Annotated in this window: 9 protein-coding genes and 1 tRNA gene; 4 read left to right on the forward strand and 6 right to left on the reverse strand. The window is 59.1% G+C overall.

Annotated elements, in window-relative coordinates:
• The first annotated feature begins 393 nt into the window (after nt 1-393).
• Nucleotides 394-5109 carry a glutamate synthase large subunit gene (gltB, locus tag OQ273_RS00550; RefSeq protein WP_267988525.1) on the forward strand — a complete coding sequence of 1572 codons (4716 nt, stop codon included), beginning with the start codon at nt 394-396 and terminating at the stop codon, nt 5107-5109.
• A 44-nt stretch (nt 5110-5153) separates the two neighbouring features.
• Complete coding sequence (locus OQ273_RS00555) at nt 5154-6608, forward strand: glutamate synthase subunit beta (RefSeq protein ID WP_267988526.1); 1455 nt, start codon at nt 5154-5156, stop codon at nt 6606-6608.
• A 13-nt stretch (nt 6609-6621) separates the two neighbouring features.
• Here the strand turns inward: OQ273_RS00555 and OQ273_RS00560 are convergent, their stop codons facing one another.
• The gene (locus OQ273_RS00560) at nt 6622-7839 is read right to left on the reverse strand and encodes an SGNH/GDSL hydrolase family protein (protein ID WP_267988527.1); all 1218 of its coding nucleotides are present in this window, start codon (nt 7837-7839) and stop codon (nt 6622-6624) included.
• A 12-nt stretch (nt 7840-7851) separates the two neighbouring features.
• Nucleotides 7852-9099, reverse strand: a complete 1248-nt coding sequence (locus OQ273_RS00565) for a lytic murein transglycosylase (RefSeq protein WP_267988528.1) — start codon at nt 9097-9099, stop codon at nt 7852-7854.
• 243 nt (nt 9100-9342) lie between these two features.
• Here OQ273_RS00565 and galU point away from each other — a divergent pair, with 243 nt between their 5' ends.
• Nucleotides 9343-10230, forward strand: coding sequence for a UTP--glucose-1-phosphate uridylyltransferase GalU (gene galU / locus OQ273_RS00570; protein WP_267992995.1), 888 nt, complete (start codon nt 9343-9345; stop codon nt 10228-10230).
• On the opposite strand, the gene OQ273_RS00575 is transcribed toward galU, so the two are convergent.
• The 4 genes from OQ273_RS00575 to hemH all read right to left on the reverse strand — a co-directional run bounded on the left by OQ273_RS00575 (nt 10227) and on the right by hemH (nt 14510).
• A complete protein-coding gene (locus tag OQ273_RS00575; RefSeq protein ID WP_267988529.1) occupies nt 10227-11747 on the reverse strand; it encodes an outer membrane beta-barrel protein in 1521 nt (506 codons plus the stop codon). The two genes, galU and OQ273_RS00575, sit on opposite strands and share 4 nt — an antisense overlap.
• A gap of 69 nt (nt 11748-11816) precedes the next feature.
• Nucleotides 11817-12272 (reverse strand): NfeD family protein, encoded by a 456-nt coding sequence (locus OQ273_RS00580; protein ID WP_267988530.1) that lies wholly within the window; start codon nt 12270-12272, stop codon nt 11817-11819.
• Nucleotides 12269-13258, reverse strand: a complete 990-nt coding sequence (locus tag OQ273_RS00585; RefSeq protein WP_267992996.1) for an SPFH domain-containing protein — start codon at nt 13256-13258, stop codon at nt 12269-12271. The genes OQ273_RS00580 and OQ273_RS00585 overlap by 4 nt, the downstream gene beginning before the upstream one ends.
• Before the next feature lie 193 nt (nt 13259-13451).
• Nucleotides 13452-14510, reverse strand: coding sequence for a ferrochelatase (gene hemH, locus OQ273_RS00590; RefSeq protein WP_267988531.1), 1059 nt, complete (start codon nt 14508-14510; stop codon nt 13452-13454).
• Nucleotides 14511-14779: 269 nt separating this feature from the next.
• Here hemH and OQ273_RS00595 point away from each other — a divergent pair.
• Nucleotides 14780-14853: transfer RNA gene (locus tag OQ273_RS00595), tRNA-Leu, on the forward strand.
• The last annotated feature ends 400 nt before the right edge of the window (nt 14854-15253 follow it).

Below are 15253 nucleotides of genomic sequence, written 5' to 3' on the forward strand. Positions count from 1 at the left end.
ATGGCGGGGCCATCTTGCTCACCTCGGTTGTTTCTGGCATACAGGGTTAAAAATAGGACAGCCATACTGTCCTAATTGGGTGACCGTAGCCGAATCCGGTGTCGGTATCCGCAAAGACCGCACAAGCGGTCGCGATAGCAGCATGCGCGCGGCTTTGACGCGCCGGTTGTTGTCGTAGCACGGGCAACAATCGGATTTTATTGGAAAAATCCGGAGCCGGCCTGTGCGCGCGGTGTTTTGTGACCGGATGCCCGGGCCGTAAAATGCCGAAAATCGGCTAATTGCTTAAATTTGCCGCGTGAAAAACCTGTACCGGAATTCTATAAACCGGCACGGACAGTAAAGTCGCCTCGAAAACCGGCAGGTCGCGAGGCAACGACAGGAGGAACCGAGATGACGGACAAGACGCCATCAAAGGCTAAAGCTGCGCAACGCCCGGCACTGACGGCGAAACGTGCGCGCACGGCCGGGTTCCCGCAGAAGCAGGGGCTTTATGACCCGCGCAATGAGCACGATGCCTGCGGTGTTGGTTTTGTCGCCCATATGAAGGGTCAAAAGTCCCATCAGATCATCAAGGACGGCCTGTTCATGCTGGAAAACCTGACCCACCGCGGTGCGGTCGGGGCGGATCCGCTGATGGGTGACGGCGCGGGCATTCTGGTTCAGATCCCGCACGCCTTTTTTGCTGAAAACATGGCCGAGCAGGGCATCACGCTACCGGATGTCGGGCACTATGCGGCCGGATATCTCTTTATGCCGCAGGACCTAGAGCTGCGCGCGCATATTGAGAAGATTGTCGAAGAAGTCGTTGCCGCCGAGGGGCAGGTGCTCCTGGGTTACCGTGACGTGCCGGTCGACAATTCGTCGCTGTCCAAAGCGCCCGATATTGCCGCCACCGAGCCCCACCACAGGCAGGTTTTCATCGGCCGCGGTGATGAGGTGCAATCGGAAGCGGACTTTGAGCGTCGCCTGTTCATTCTGCGCAAGGTGATCTCCAATCGGATTTTTGAGGAAACGGACGGGCGTGACAACGGCTTTTATATCGTTTCCCTGTCGAGCCGGACGATTGTCTACAAAGGCATGTTCCTGGCCTATCAGGTCGGCGCCTATTTCAAGGATTTGACGGACGAGCGTTTTCAGTCGGCCGTGGCGCTGGTTCACCAACGCTTTTCGACCAATACGTTTCCGTCCTGGAAGCTGGCGCACCCCTATCGCATGGTCGCCCACAATGGCGAAATCAACACGCTGCGCGGCAATGTCAACTGGATGGCGGCGCGCCAGGCTTCGGTGACGTCGCCGCTCTTCGGTGACGACATCAGCAAGCTGTGGCCGATCTCCTATGAAGGACAGTCCGACACGGCCTGTTTCGACAATGCGCTCGAATTCCTGGTTCAGGGCGGCTATTCGCTTGCCCATGCCGTCATGATGCTGATCCCGGAAGCCTGGGCCGGCAACAAGCTGATGCATGAAGACCGCAAGGCGTTTTACGAATATCACGCGGCGCTGATGGAGCCTTGGGACGGGCCGGCCGCCGTTGCCTTTACCGACGGCCGTCAGATCGGCGCGACGCTTGACCGCAACGGCTTGCGGCCCGCCCGCTATATCGTGACCGATGACGACAGGGTTATCATGGCGTCCGAGGCTGGCGTATTGCCGGTGGACGAAAAATCCATCGTGCGCAAATGGCGGCTTCAGCCGGGCAAGATGCTGCTCATCGATATGGAAGAAGGCGCCATCGTCTCGGATGCGCAGATCAAGCGTGAGCTGGCAAACGCCAATCCCTACCGCGATTGGCTGGACCGCACGCAGATCGTGCTGGAAGACATGCCTGTTTCAGGCCGCGCCACGGGCCATTCCAGCGCATCACTGCTCGATCAGCAGCAGGCCTTCGGCTATTCTCAGGAAGACCTGAAATTGCTGATGTCGCCGATGGCGACAACCGGTCAGGAGGCGATCGGCTCCATGGGAACGGACACGCCCATTTCAGCCATGTCCGACAAGACCAAGCTGCTTTACACCTATTTCAAGCAGAACTTCGCTCAGGTGACCAATCCGCCGATCGACCCGATCCGCGAAGAATCCGTCATGAGCCTCGTGTCTTTCATCGGCCCGCGGCCCAACCTTTTTGACTTGAAGGGACTTGCCGGGCGCAGGCGCCTTGAAGTGCGCCAGCCGATCCTGACCAATGAGGACCTGGAAAAAATCCGGGCGATTGGCGATATCTCTGACAATCAGTTCCAGACCAAGACACTGGACATCACCTATCGTGAGGACAGTGGCGCCGACCATATGAGCGAAGCCCTCGATGCGCTGTGCGCGCGGGCGGAAAAGGCAGTCAATAACGGCTACAACATCATCATCCTCTCGGACCGGCAATTGTCGGTCAACCGGATCGCCATACCGGCGCTGCTGGCGACGGCGGCTGTTCATCATCACCTGATCCGAAAGGGGCTGCGCACGTCTGTCGGCCTTGTGGTTGAATCGGGCGAGCCGCGGGAAGTGCATCATTTCGCGGTGCTGGCCGGCTACGGGGCTGAGGCGATCAACCCTTATCTTGCGTTCGATACGCTTGCAGACATGCATCAGAACGGTGAGTTCCCGGCGGTGGTTGACGCAACCGAGGTGGTGCATCGCTATATCAAAGCCATCGACAAGGGCCTCTTGAAGGTGATGTCGAAGATGGGGATTTCCACCTACCAGTCCTATTGCGGCGCTCAGATTTTCGATGCCGTCGGCCTTTCCGGCGAATTCGTCAACAAGTATTTCTTCGGTACCGCGACGACGATTGAGGGCATCGGGCTCAGCGAGATCGCGATTGAGACCCATGTGCGCCACGCGCAGGCCTTCGGCGACGATCCGGTGCTGACGACCGCGCTCGAGGTCGGCGGGGAATATCTCTATCGCATGCGCGGCGAGAACCATGCCTGGTCGCCGGATTCGGTGGCGATGCTGCAACATGCAGTGCGCGGCAATGCTGCCGACAAATATGAGGAATTCGCTCAGCTTGTGAATGAGCATGCGGAAGGTCTCAACACGATTCGCGGCCTCTTCAGGATTATTGAAGCCGAGGAAGACGGACGCAAACCCGTGCCGCTTGACGAGGTCGAGCCGGCGGCGGAGATCGTGCGGCGGTTTTCCACCGGCGCCATGTCCTTCGGCTCGATCAGCCGGGAGGCGCACACCACCTTGGCAATTGCCATGAACCGGATCGGCGGTAAGTCGAATACGGGCGAGGGCGGCGAAGAGCCCGATCGCTATATGCCGTTGCCTGACGGGTCGATGAACCCGGAACGTTCCGCCATCAAGCAGGTGGCCTCCGGACGCTTCGGCGTGACCACGGAGTATCTGGTCAACTCCGACATGATACAAATCAAGGTCGCGCAGGGCGCAAAGCCCGGCGAGGGCGGGCAGCTTCCCGGTCACAAGGTCGATGCGACAATAGCCAAGACCCGGCATTCGACGCCGGGTGTCGGGCTGATTTCGCCGCCTCCGCACCATGACATCTATTCCATCGAGGATCTGGCGCAGCTGATCTTCGATCTGAAGAACGTCAACAGCGACGCGGATATCTCGGTCAAACTGGTCTCAGAGGTCGGCGTCGGCACCGTGGCGGCAGGTGTTGCCAAGGCGCGTGCGGACCATATCACCATTTCCGGCTATGACGGCGGGACCGGCGCGTCACCGCTGACATCGCTCAAACATGCCGGATCGCCTTGGGAAATGGGACTTGCTGAAACCCACCAGACCCTGGTGCTGAACGGGCTTCGCTCGCGTGTTCCGCTGCAGGTCGATGGCGGTTTGCGAACCGGGCGCGACGTGATCGTCGGGGCATTGCTCGGCGCGGATGAATTCGGTTTTTCCACCGCGCCGCTCATTGCCGCCGGCTGTCTGATGATGCGCAAATGCCATCTCAACACCTGCCCGGTAGGCATCGCAACACAAGACCCGGTCTTGCGTCAGCGTTTCAAGGGAACGCCCGAACACGTCATCAACTATTTCTTCTTTGTTGCCGAGGAAGTGCGCGCGTTTCTGGCAAAGATGGGCTATCGCAAGCTGGACGACATCATCGGCCAGTCGGACCTTCTGGAGAAGGACCGGATGATCAGCCACTGGAAAGCGAACGGCCTGGATTTCAGCAACATCTTCCACAAACCTGAAGCCGGGAAGGAGGACATCCGTTGGACCCAGCGTCAGGATCATCCGATTGACGATATTCTGGATCGCAAGCTGATCGCCGAGGCCAAGCCGGCGCTCGCATCCAAGACGCCGGTGTCGATCGAGACCGCGATCCGCAATGTTGACCGATCGGCGGGCGCCATGCTCTCCGGCGAGATTGCGCGGCGCTATGGCCACAAAGGTCTCCCCGACGGCACGGTTTCAGTCAAGCTTGAGGGGACCGCCGGCCAGTCTTTCGGCGCATTTCTCTCGCGTGGCGTCAGTTTCGACCTGATCGGCGATGGAAACGACTATGTCGGCAAGGGCCTTTGCGGCGGCCGTATCATCGTGCGCCCGCCGGAGGAAAGCCGTATCGTTCCGGAAGAGTCGATCATTGTCGGCAACACCGTTCTTTACGGAGCCGTTGAAGGTGAATGTTATTTCCGCGGTGTGGCCGGCGAACGCTTTGCCGTTCGCAACTCCGGCGCCATTGCCGTTGTCGAGGGTGTCGGCGATCACGGTTGCGAGTATATGACCGGCGGTATTGTTGTCGTCATCGGCGAGACGGGACGCAATTTTGCCGCTGGCATGTCGGGCGGTGTGGCCTATGTACTTGACGAGGCGGGAGACTTTGCCCGGCGCTGCAACATGGCGATGGTCGAGCTCGAGCCCGTTCCGGAAGAGGACGACATGTTGGAAGAGCTGCACCATCATGGTGGTGATCTGGACCATAAGGGCCGCGTGGACGTTTCCGACGACATGACCAAGCATGATGAGGAACGGCTCTACCAGCTCATTGCCAATCATGTGCACTACACCAACTCGCAGCGGGGCCAGGATATTCTGGAAAACTGGGCAGACTATCGCCCGAAGTTCCGCAAGGTCATGCCGATTGAGTATCGCCGGGCACTTGAGGAGATGGAGCGCATGCGTATGGGGGTTGCCGCGGAATAGGCGGAACCTCTAGGCCAACGAACGGGATTTGGATAGGAACGCAAATGGGTAAGGTAACCGGATTTCTGGAGATTGACCGCCAGGTCGCCAAGTACCAGCCTGCGTCGGACCGCGTCCGGCACTACAAGGAATTCAGCCTTCCCATGTCTGAATCCGAAGTGGTCAAGCAGGCCGCACGCTGCATGGATTGCGGCATTCCATTCTGCCACGGGCCAACGGGTTGTCCGATCCACAACCAGATCCCGGACTGGAACGACCTTGTCTATAACGGCAACTGGGAAGAGGCGATCCACAACCTGCATTCGACTAATAATTTCCCCGAGTTCACCGGCAGGATTTGTCCGGCGCCATGCGAGGAAGCGTGTACGCTGAACCTTGAGGATATTCCGGTTGCGATCAAAACCGTGGAGCAAGCCCTGGCCGACAAGGCCTATGAGATGGGTCTGATCGTACCGCAACCGGCCGATATCAAGACCGGTAAATCGGTCGGTGTTATCGGCTCCGGGCCGGCAGGTATGTCCGCTGCCCAACAACTTGCCCGCGCCGGGCATGAGGTTCATGTCTATGAGCGCGAAAGCAGCGCCGGTGGCCTGCTGCGCTACGGCATTCCCGACTTCAAAATGGAAAAGCACTTTATCGACAAGCGGGTTGAGCAGATGGAGGGCGAGGGGGTCGTCTTCCACTATGGTGTGCATGTTGGCGCAGATAAGTCAGTTGACGAACTGAATGCCGAGCACGACGCCTTGATCTATTGCGGTGGTTCGGAAAAACCACGTGATGCCGGTATTCCGGGCGTTGAACTGACCGGTGTGCACGATGCGATGCCTTACCTTGTCCAGCAGAACAAGCGCGTCGCCCGTGAGAGCGTCGACAACGTTGGCTGGCCGTCCGACCCCATCCTGGCAAGCGGCAAGCATGTGGTTGTGGTTGGCGGCGGCGACACGGCCTCCGACTGTATCGGGACAGCCTTCCGCCAGGGTGCGGTCAAGGTTACGCAGCTTGATATTCGGCCGCAGCCGCCGGTGCGTGAGGACAAGCTGGCTGTCTGGCCGTTCTGGGCAACGAAGATGCGTACATCGTCATCGCAGGCCGAAGGCGCAGTCAGGGAATTTCAGGTGGGCACGCTGGAGTTTGTCGGTGAAAATGGCGTTTTGACCGGCGTGAAGTGTTGTCAGGTCGATGAAAAGAGACAACCCGTCGCCGGGACGGAGTTTATTCTGAAGGCCGATCTTGCCTTCATCGCCATCGGTTTTCGCGGGCCGTTCGAAAACGGCGTGCTCAAGGATCTGGGCGAGCGGCTCGACATCGGCGTGGACGGGCGCGGCTCGACCTTCGTGAAAGCCAACGAAACCGACTACCGCACGTCCGTGGACGGTCTTTGGGCGGCGGGCGATGTGCGCCGCGGGCAGTCACTGGTTGTCTGGGCAATTCGTGAAGGCCGGCAGGCCGCGCACGATGTCGACAAGGAACTCATGGGCAAGACCACGCTGCCGCGTTAGCGCATCAGCCTTTTTATCCCTGAGGCTGAAGGTCGGGCTTTTTCTTTGCCGCAGCCTTCTCGTCCTGTTGCGGAAGAACAAAATGGTCAGCCCGGCCGGGCGGCGCTTTGCTTGTCTTGCCGTCGAAGACGAGATCATCGCGTGGTGTGCGGGTGAGCGAGGTCTGCGGCGTTTCCGTGCCAAGAAGCTTGTCCGACCCGTCCAGACCCGGATCCACCATGCTTATGGGGCTGGTGCGCACCTTTGCGGAGCCGGTGTCGGGATGCAGGACGAGAAGCTCGGGAAGATTTTCTTCCGTCAGCTTGGCAATGCCTTCATTGGCATCGTCTCCGAGCAGCCGGCGGATCGACTTTTCGACATAGAAGGCCAGTTTGCGCTTGCCGGCCTTGGTCATGCGGATTCCGTCCGAGGTTCTCAGCCGCACCTGCTGGCCAATAATGTCGGAACCCGTGTAGACAAATTTCCCGTCGGCATCGACGAAGCCGTCCCAGATATCGACATACTCGCCATTCACCTCTTCAACGACCGACCGGTAGATGCTGTTGAAGGCGAGGATGTCGGCGGACATGGATGAGGATTTGTAGGACGGTGCGCCGACCCAGATGAGCGGAATGTTGCGGGCGCGCACGGCGCGCGCCATCGTGTCGACCCTGTCGGTATATTCAGTCACCCATTGTTCGGATCTTACCGGGATCCGCTTGCGGCTCTGGCGGATTTCCTGGCGGTCATTGGAGCCCACCATGACGATCACGATAGACGGCTGAAATTCGTCCAGAATGCCAGGCAGGTTGCGGTTCCAGTTATAATAGTCGTCGCGCACCAGGCCGGAGGATCCGTTGGTCTTTCGCACGACAGCGACGCCCGGCGCCTGCTGGAATGCCGTCCGCAGACCTTCCGACAGCGACTTGGCCATGAAATCGCCGACAACGAGGATCTTGCGGGCGTTTTCCAGTTTTTTGACCGTTGCGACCTGCTGCTTCTTTGAGCGCTTGGGTGCGGAGCGTGTTACGGACTTCTTGCGTTTGATTGTGGCGCGGGGGCGCTGGCGGTTGGTTTTCTCGGGCCTGACGCGACGTGGCCCGAACAGGCGGTCCAGCACGGAGCGGCGCTCATACTTCGTCTGTGCCTCGACGCTGACAACCGGCAGCGAGACGGTAAAGACCATCGCAAAGACCGCCAGCAGCGGCAGCACCAAAAGGTGCGGTATCAGCCTGTTCAGACGTCGGACCAATCCGGTCTCCCGTTATCGCCTCAAGGTTTTGAGTAGTTTTTGCGACGGAACACCATCCGGCGTCAAGCCGGAGCGTGATTGAAAGGTTTTGATTGCAAGCTGTGAACCTGAGCCGATATTGCCGTCGATTTCGCCGCCGTAATAGCCGAGCGACTTCAGATGAACCTGTATTTCACGACGTTCATCCATGGATAACGCGCCGTTCGGCTTGGGCCATTCCTGCTTCAACCCGCTGTATCCGGCAATTCTGTCGGCCAGAAGGCCGACGGCCAGGGCGTAGCTGTCTGAGTTGTTGTAGCGCTTGAATATGAAAAAGTTGCGCAGCATCAGGAAGGCAGGCCCATTGGCTCCGGCTGGCATTTTCAGCACGGCCTTTTCTCCAGGCCTTGGAAAGCCGCGCCCCGCGGGACGCTTGAAGCCGAGCTTGGCCCATTGGGACAGTGTTTTCGACTTGCCGACATATTTTTTTGAACCACGCGGCGCCTTGACTTCATAACCCCATGTCTTGCCGGTTCGCCAACCGTTCTTGTCAAGAAGATTGGCAGCCGTTGCCAGGGCATCCGGGATGGAGTTCCAGATGTCGCGGCGGCCATCGCCGTCAAAATCCACCGCGAAAGCCAGATAGCTTGTTGGAATGAACTGCGTGTGACCCATTGCGCCTGCCCAGGAGCCGGTCAGCTGGTTTTTCCTGATTTTCCCGGATTGGAGGATTTTCAGGGCTGCAACCAGTTGCTGACGGGCATATTTGGAGCGTCGGCGATCCGCATAGGCGAGGGTTGCGAGGGCGCGGGGCACATAGTGAAGGCGTTCGGGATAGTTGAAGACATTGCCGTAGCTCGATTCCATCGACCAGATGGCAAGCACAACGGAACGGTCTACGCCGAAGCGGCGTTCGATCTGCGAGAGCACACGGTCGTAACGCTGCGCCATCTGCTGACCCGTCTCCACTGTCGTGAAGTGGACCCGCGTATCGACATAGCTCCAGACATCCTGTTTGAACTCGGGCTGGAAACGGGCTTTGCGCAGCACTTCCGGGTCCGGTTCGCGCACACCGGCAAACGCCTTTTTGTAGGTTGATTTCTTGATGCCTGACTTGGCGGCGACGGGATAAAAATCGTTGATCCACTTGCGGAATGCCGCATCGGCAGCCGCGGGCGGCGCTGAAGACAGCAAAGTGACCGCCAGCAGCAGCAAGGTGGCAAGCGCTGCTTTGGCGTTGATCAGGTGTCTGGCATCTGCGATTCGTACAGGTCGTAACATGATTGGCAACAATAGCTGGGGCTCGGGGCGGAAAAAAGGCCACCCATGGCCGGTTTTCAACACTTCAGACACCAAATTAGCGTTGACGCATCAACAATCTCTTAACCATAAGAATGCACCGCTGCGGCCTCGGCCCGGCAAGGGGCGGTTGCGGCTGGAGAATTCCAGCGCTACGGAATAGTGAAAGGCGCAATAGATCCGCCCCGTTGCGGGTTGGAAAAGGTAATGAAAGGCACGGGTTCCATGTCGCAAAGAGCCAAGGTCAGAAAAGCGGTTTTTCCGGTTGCGGGGCTTGGGACCCGGTTTTTGCCGGCAACCAAGGCAATACCGAAGGAAATGCTGACCGTCGTCGACAAGCCGGTCATTCAATATGTTGTCGACGAGGCGCGGGCTGCCGGCATCGAGCACTTTATCTTCGTGACCGGCCGGAACAAGGCGGTCATAGAAGACCATTTCGACATTCAGGTCGAGCTCTACGACACGCTGCGCAATCGCGGCAAGACGGACGAACTGAGCAATCTGCAGGCATTGCAGCCCAAACCCGGTCAGACGAGCTTTACCCGTCAGCAGGAACCCCTGGGCCTTGGTCATGCTGTCTGGTGCGCCCGCGAACTGGTTGGCGATGAGCCTTTTGCGCTGCTTCTTCCCGATATGGTGATGCAGCATGAGCCCGGCTGTCTTTCCGGCATGGTCGATCTTTACGGCCGGGTTGGCGGTAATGTGATTTCCGTTGAAGAGGTTCCCGAGGAGGAAACGCACCGATACGGAATTGTCGGTGTGGGCGACGATATTGGCGCCGATGGCTTCCATATCAATGCCATGGTCGAAAAGCCGACACCGGGCACCGCGCCTTCGAACTACTTTATCAATGGGCGCTATATTCTGCAGCCGGAAATCTTCTCGATTCTGGAGACGCAGGAGCGCGGCGCCGGCAACGAGATTCAAATCACCGATGCGATGCTCAAACTTGCCGAAGACCAGTCATTCTCCGCCTACCGTTTTCGCGGCAACACGTTTGATTGCGGTTCCAAGGAAGGCTTCATCAAGGCGAATGTCTCCTTCGCGCTGACACGTAGCGATATACGGGAGAAGGTCGAGGATGATTTGAGGCGGATGGTGAGTGCGCTCTAGCGCTGGATCTTGACGCCGAGGCCGACAAACAGATCGTCCTGGTCGGTTCCGCCATCGCTTGTGGTTTTTTCGTAGGTGATGTCGCCGTTCAGTGCGAAGTAGCGGTTCCACCACCAGGTAAATCCTGCCCCGGCTCCGAAAATCGTTTCGTTCGGCGTTGCGCCCACATAGTCGCGCCAGCCGACGAACCCGCTTACATTCGCGCTCAGATTGGCATGCAGCTGACGCGTGATTTCCATGGTCGCGGCGTAGAAGACAGACCCCGGCTCATTGGCGGTGGTTGAATCTTCCAGCGTTGTTGCAAGTCCCATCAGCACATCGGTGCCGCGGCGCGGCGACCAGGTGGCGAAGCCGTCGACGGTGAAGGCCTGAATGGGCTCGAGCCTGCTGTCGTTGATGTCCCGCTGTGCATAGCCGACCGCGATTTCGCCGGTGAGTTTTTCACCGAAATCCGCGGCGACGCCGGCGCGCAGCCCATAGGTGGTTGAGGACCGGTCGAAGCCGGATGCGTCGAGCGTATCGTCATAGATGATCTGTCCGCCGTCAGCCTCAAAGAAAGGCCGGTAGGCGGAGCCAGTTTCAAGCCCGGCGCGCAAGGTGAGTGTGTAGTTGCTCTGGTTTCTGTCCGCGAGCGAGACGAATGTTCCATCGGAAAGTTCGGCGCTGCCAAAGGTCGTGCGTCCGCCGTTTATCGTAGCGGTGCCGCGCCAGGAGCCAAACAGGTGGCTCAGCGAGCCGGCGGCAGCGAAATCATGGACTTCCGCCTGGGCAACGGCGTTGGTTACCGCATTCGCATCGGTCGGGTCCTCGCGGCCAAACTGATAGTCGAGACCGAGATTGGCCGTTGTCGTGGAGGACAGGTCGAGCCGCAGATCGGCGGCGACAGATGTGCTTGGATCTTCGGAACCATCACCGCTGATGGTCCTGTCGATCACCTGTTCCGCGCCGATGACGAGCTGATGCCGGGACCAGTCGGATTCAAATTCGGTTTCCAGCACGGTCCTGCTGTAGGTCCTGGACGTATTGGACGACCCGTCGCTGTCACTCTCATGGGCGATTTGCTGTGTGATCGAGGGCCGCATGATGAATGTGCCGACCCGTATGCCAACCGGTTCGAACGGGTTGTCTTCATCGCGGCGGGCGGTTCCTTGAACGACCGGCTGGGTTGACGGGTTGATAGTGCCGCGGGTTTGTACCGGTTGTGCCGGGTTGAGAGTTTGCGGTTCATCGGGATCCGCTTCAAACGTCGCATTCGTTCCGGGATCGTCAATTCGATCGGTCCGCAGCGCGGTGCCTTCAGCTTCGTCGATATCGCGCAGTAGCCGCCGTCGCTCGTTATCGCTCAGGCCGCCTTCGTCGGTCAGGCCGCGCAATAGGAAGTCTTCGTCGGCGATGGCCTGCCCGCTGGCCGTTTGAACGCCGCTCAGGCTTGTGCATAAGGCGAGCAGGATAGCCCCGGCGCGCAGCGGATATTTATAAAAGCCTGAGCCGTATGAAGTGCGACAACGCGGCGCCATGGACAGGAAGCCTGAACGAAAGAGGTTTGAAATCTTGTCAAACCGTAAATCGTCATGGTTAAGGCTTCCTTACACCGGATCGACGCGCAGCTCCCGTCCGGTGCTTTCGACCACTTTCACGCGTGTACCGACGGGAAGGTCCGGTCCGCTGACGACCCAGGTGGTGTCATCAATGCGAATGCGGCCGCGACCCTCGTTGATCGGCTCGGATAATGTAGCGGTCCTGCCGACCAGGCTTTCACCCCTTTTGTTGAGCAGGGGCTCGTCGCTCTCGTCACTGCGTTTCATCATGCGGCGTCCGACGACTGCCGCCGCCACGGCCAGGATGGCGAACACAAGTATCTGCAGCTGCCAGGCCCAGAAAGGCTCCGACCAGAATACCAGAGAAATGGCGCCGACAATGATTGCGGCAATGCCGATCCAGATCAGGAATACGCCCGGCATCAGGATCTCGGCGGCGAGCAGAACCAGCCCCAGGACCATCCAGCTCCAGGGACCGAGTTCCTGTATGATGCGCTCTATCATGCGTCGTTGTCCCTATGTCCGGCGGTCGGCACCGAGCCGCTACGCCCGGAGGACGAAGACGACGGCGTGCCGCCGTCACTGAAGACTTCCTTGGCAATGGCGCCGATGCCGCCCAGCGACCCGATGAGCGATGAGGCCTCCATGGGCATCAGAACAATCTTCTGGTTCCTTGCCGTGCCGATGGATGCCAGCGCTTCGGTGTATTTCTGGGCGACGAAGTAGTTGATGGCCTGGACATCGCCGGCGGCAATGGCTTCGGAGACGACCTTGGTGGCCTTGGCTTCGGCTTCGGCCAGCCTCTCGCGTGCTTCAGCGTCGCGGAATGCCGCTTCCCTGGTGCCTTCGGCTTCCAGGATCGCTGCCTGTTTCGCGCCTTCGGCGCGTAGGATTTGGGCATTACGCGAGCCCTCCGCCTCAAGCACTTCAGCGCGTTTTTCACGTTCGGCCTTCATCTGACGGGCCATGGAATCGACAAGGTCGTTCGGCGGATTGATATCCTTGATCTCCACGCGGGTGATCTTGATGCCCCAGGGACTCGCCGCTTCGTCGACAACCTTGAGCAGCCGGTCGTTGATGGCGTCACGGTTGGACAGCAGCTCATCAAGGTCCATGGATCCCATGACGGAACGGATGTTTGTCATGGTCAGGTTGAGCAGCGCAACTTCAAGCTGGTTCACCTGATAGGCTGCCTGCGGGGCGCTCAGCACCTGGTAAAAGGCCACGGCATCGGCGGCGACGCTTGCATTGTCCTTGGTGATCACTTCCTGGGTGGGTACGTCCAGGACCTGTTCCATCATGTTCATGCGGGCGCCGATCCGGTCGATGAACGGGACGATCAGGTTCAGCCCCGGCTCAAGGGTGCGCGTGTAGCGTCCGAACCGTTCGACCGTGTAGTTGAACCCCTGCGGAATCGTCTTGATACCGGCAAACAGGACGAAGATGACAAGGACAACAAACACAATGACTGCAATGTCGAGTCCGGCCAAGGGCATGTTTTTTCTCCTGTTTGTTTCAACTTGAATGCGTGTTGCAGGGGATCATCCGGCCGGCCGAATCAGCCGTGCCTGTGTCCCCCTTTGCCTTAAGATGGGTGCAAGGGCGAAAAGTTGCAAATGGGGCGCATGCGCCATGTGGATTGAGGTTAAGCCATCGTGAAAACCGGCGAGGATCCCGCCGGGTTCAGATCCAGCCCTGAAGCTCGCGCCGCACCACGGTTTCGATCACCTGCATGCCGGCTTCGCCGTCATTAAGGCAAGGGATGTGGGTGAACTTTTCCCCGCCATGTTCATGGAATATTTCGCCGGCCTCGCCGGCAATCTCTTCCAGGGTTTCCAGACAGTCCGAGACAAAGCCCGGATTGATCACGGCGATGCGTTTAACGCCTTCCTTGGCGAGTTTCTCGATCGTTTCATCCGTATAGGGCTGCAGCCATTCTTCCGGTCCGAAGCGTGACTGGAACGTGGTTATCAGCTTGTCCTTGTCCCAGCCGAGTTTCTCGCGCACAAGGCGCATCGTCTTCATGCAATGGCAGTGATAGGGATCGCCCTTGTCAAAGTAAGACTGCGGAATGCCGTGGAACGAGGCAATAACCTTCTGCGGCTCCCAGTCGAGTGTCGACAGGTGTTCGGTAATGGAGTTGGCAATGGCCGATACATAGGCCGGGTCGTCATGATAGGGCGGCACGGTGCGCAGTGCAGGTTGCCAGCGCATGTTCTGAAGCGTCTCGAAGGCCTTGTCGTTAACGGTGGCGGTCGTGCTTGCCGCATATTGCGGATAGAGCGGGAAGATCAGTACGCGCTCGCAGCCCGAATCCTTAAGTGCCGTGAGCCGGTCTTTGATCGAAGGCTGGCCGTAGCGCATTGCCCAGTCGACCTGAACATTGGGGTGGCTCTGAAGGCTGCTTGCAAGGGCGACGGACTGGTTACGCGTGTAAGTCCGCAGATAGCTTTCATCGCGCTCCTTGTTCCAGATCGATTCATAGGCCTTGCCGACCCGGCCGGGCCGGGTATTGAGCACGATCCCGAACAGGATTGGATACCAAAGCACGCGCGGCCATTCGATGACCCGTTTGTCGGTCAGGAACTCGCGCAGATAGCGGCGCATGGAGGTGTAGTCGGTTCCGTCCGGCGTGCCGAGATTGACGATAAGCACGCCGACCTTGCCGAAGGCAACGGAAGGATGCCCATCCGGCAGCGGTGCGGCGGTGGATTCGATCTTGTTCTTGTCGGCGTGTTTCATGGAGCTCCCCGGTCTGTTCTCCGGAACATATGCGCCGCGCCATCTTTTTCAAGCAGGCAGATATATGTTGCGAACGAGCAACAGTCCTTCGCCGAGAAAGCGAAAATCGAAAAACACTCATCGTACCGCTTGCAATCTGCAGGCGGCCTCAATAGAAGCCGCAACCCCGGCGTTAAACCGACGCGAGTGCTGGCGGCCCGAGTTCTGGATACTCGGCCGGCACGGTTTGCTCTGCATTGACCGTGTGCATGTACCGTAGAGGCCGTTGGGACGCTTGTAGCTCAGTGGTAGAGCATCGGTCTCAAAAACCGAATGGCACGGGTTCAAATCCCGTCTAGCGCCAATCTATAGCTCAATTGGTAGAGCACCAGACCGCGACTCTGGGGGTTGGGGGTTCGAATCCCTCTTGCCTGCATGTCGAAGGGTATTTCGGAGCCGGCCGCGTAACCGGTTGAACCTGCTGCAACGACAATGTCGGTGCAGCGGCGCAGGCGGATGCGTCCTTGTGGCGGTCTGCGCCAGGTGATGATGAAGGTGGGCCAGAGTCAGACGCACGGGGCGGCGTGCTGTCCCGCTCGGACTCCCCGACATCCGCTCTCCTGCGCACGCCGGCCAGAACGGCAGGTCGGCTTCGGAGCCCACATAAACCCCGACGCACAAGGTGTGGACGGACAAGATTTAAGAATCGGTCAAGGCCGCGTGCCCCGCAACCACCCCGGGGGAAACACATAGGCCTTGTCTGC

The organism is Hoeflea prorocentri (assembly GCF_027944115.1).
In the GTDB taxonomy this organism is placed as follows: domain Bacteria; phylum Pseudomonadota; class Alphaproteobacteria; order Rhizobiales; family Rhizobiaceae; genus Hoeflea_A; species Hoeflea_A prorocentri.

What these genes read in the sequence shown, in the direction of transcription:
- gltB (WP_267988525.1), top strand. Translation starts at nt 394, where the DNA reads ATGACGGACAAGACGCCATCAAAGGCTAAAGCTGCGCAACGCCCGGCA.
- OQ273_RS00555 (WP_267988526.1), top strand. Translation starts at nt 5,154, where the DNA reads ATGGGTAAGGTAACCGGATTTCTGGAGATTGACCGCCAGGTCGCCAAG.
- OQ273_RS00565 (WP_267988528.1), bottom strand. Translation starts at nt 9,099, where the DNA reads ATGTTACGACCTGTACGAATCGCAGATGCCAGACACCTGATCAACGCC.
- galU (WP_267992995.1), top strand. Translation starts at nt 9,343, where the DNA reads ATGTCGCAAAGAGCCAAGGTCAGAAAAGCGGTTTTTCCGGTTGCGGGG.
- OQ273_RS00575 (WP_267988529.1), bottom strand. Translation starts at nt 11,747, where the DNA reads ATGGCGCCGCGTTGTCGCACTTCATACGGCTCAGGCTTTTATAAATAT.
- OQ273_RS00580 (WP_267988530.1), bottom strand. Translation starts at nt 12,272, where the DNA reads ATGATAGAGCGCATCATACAGGAACTCGGTCCCTGGAGCTGGATGGTC.
- hemH (WP_267988531.1), bottom strand. Translation starts at nt 14,510, where the DNA reads ATGAAACACGCCGACAAGAACAAGATCGAATCCACCGCCGCACCGCTG.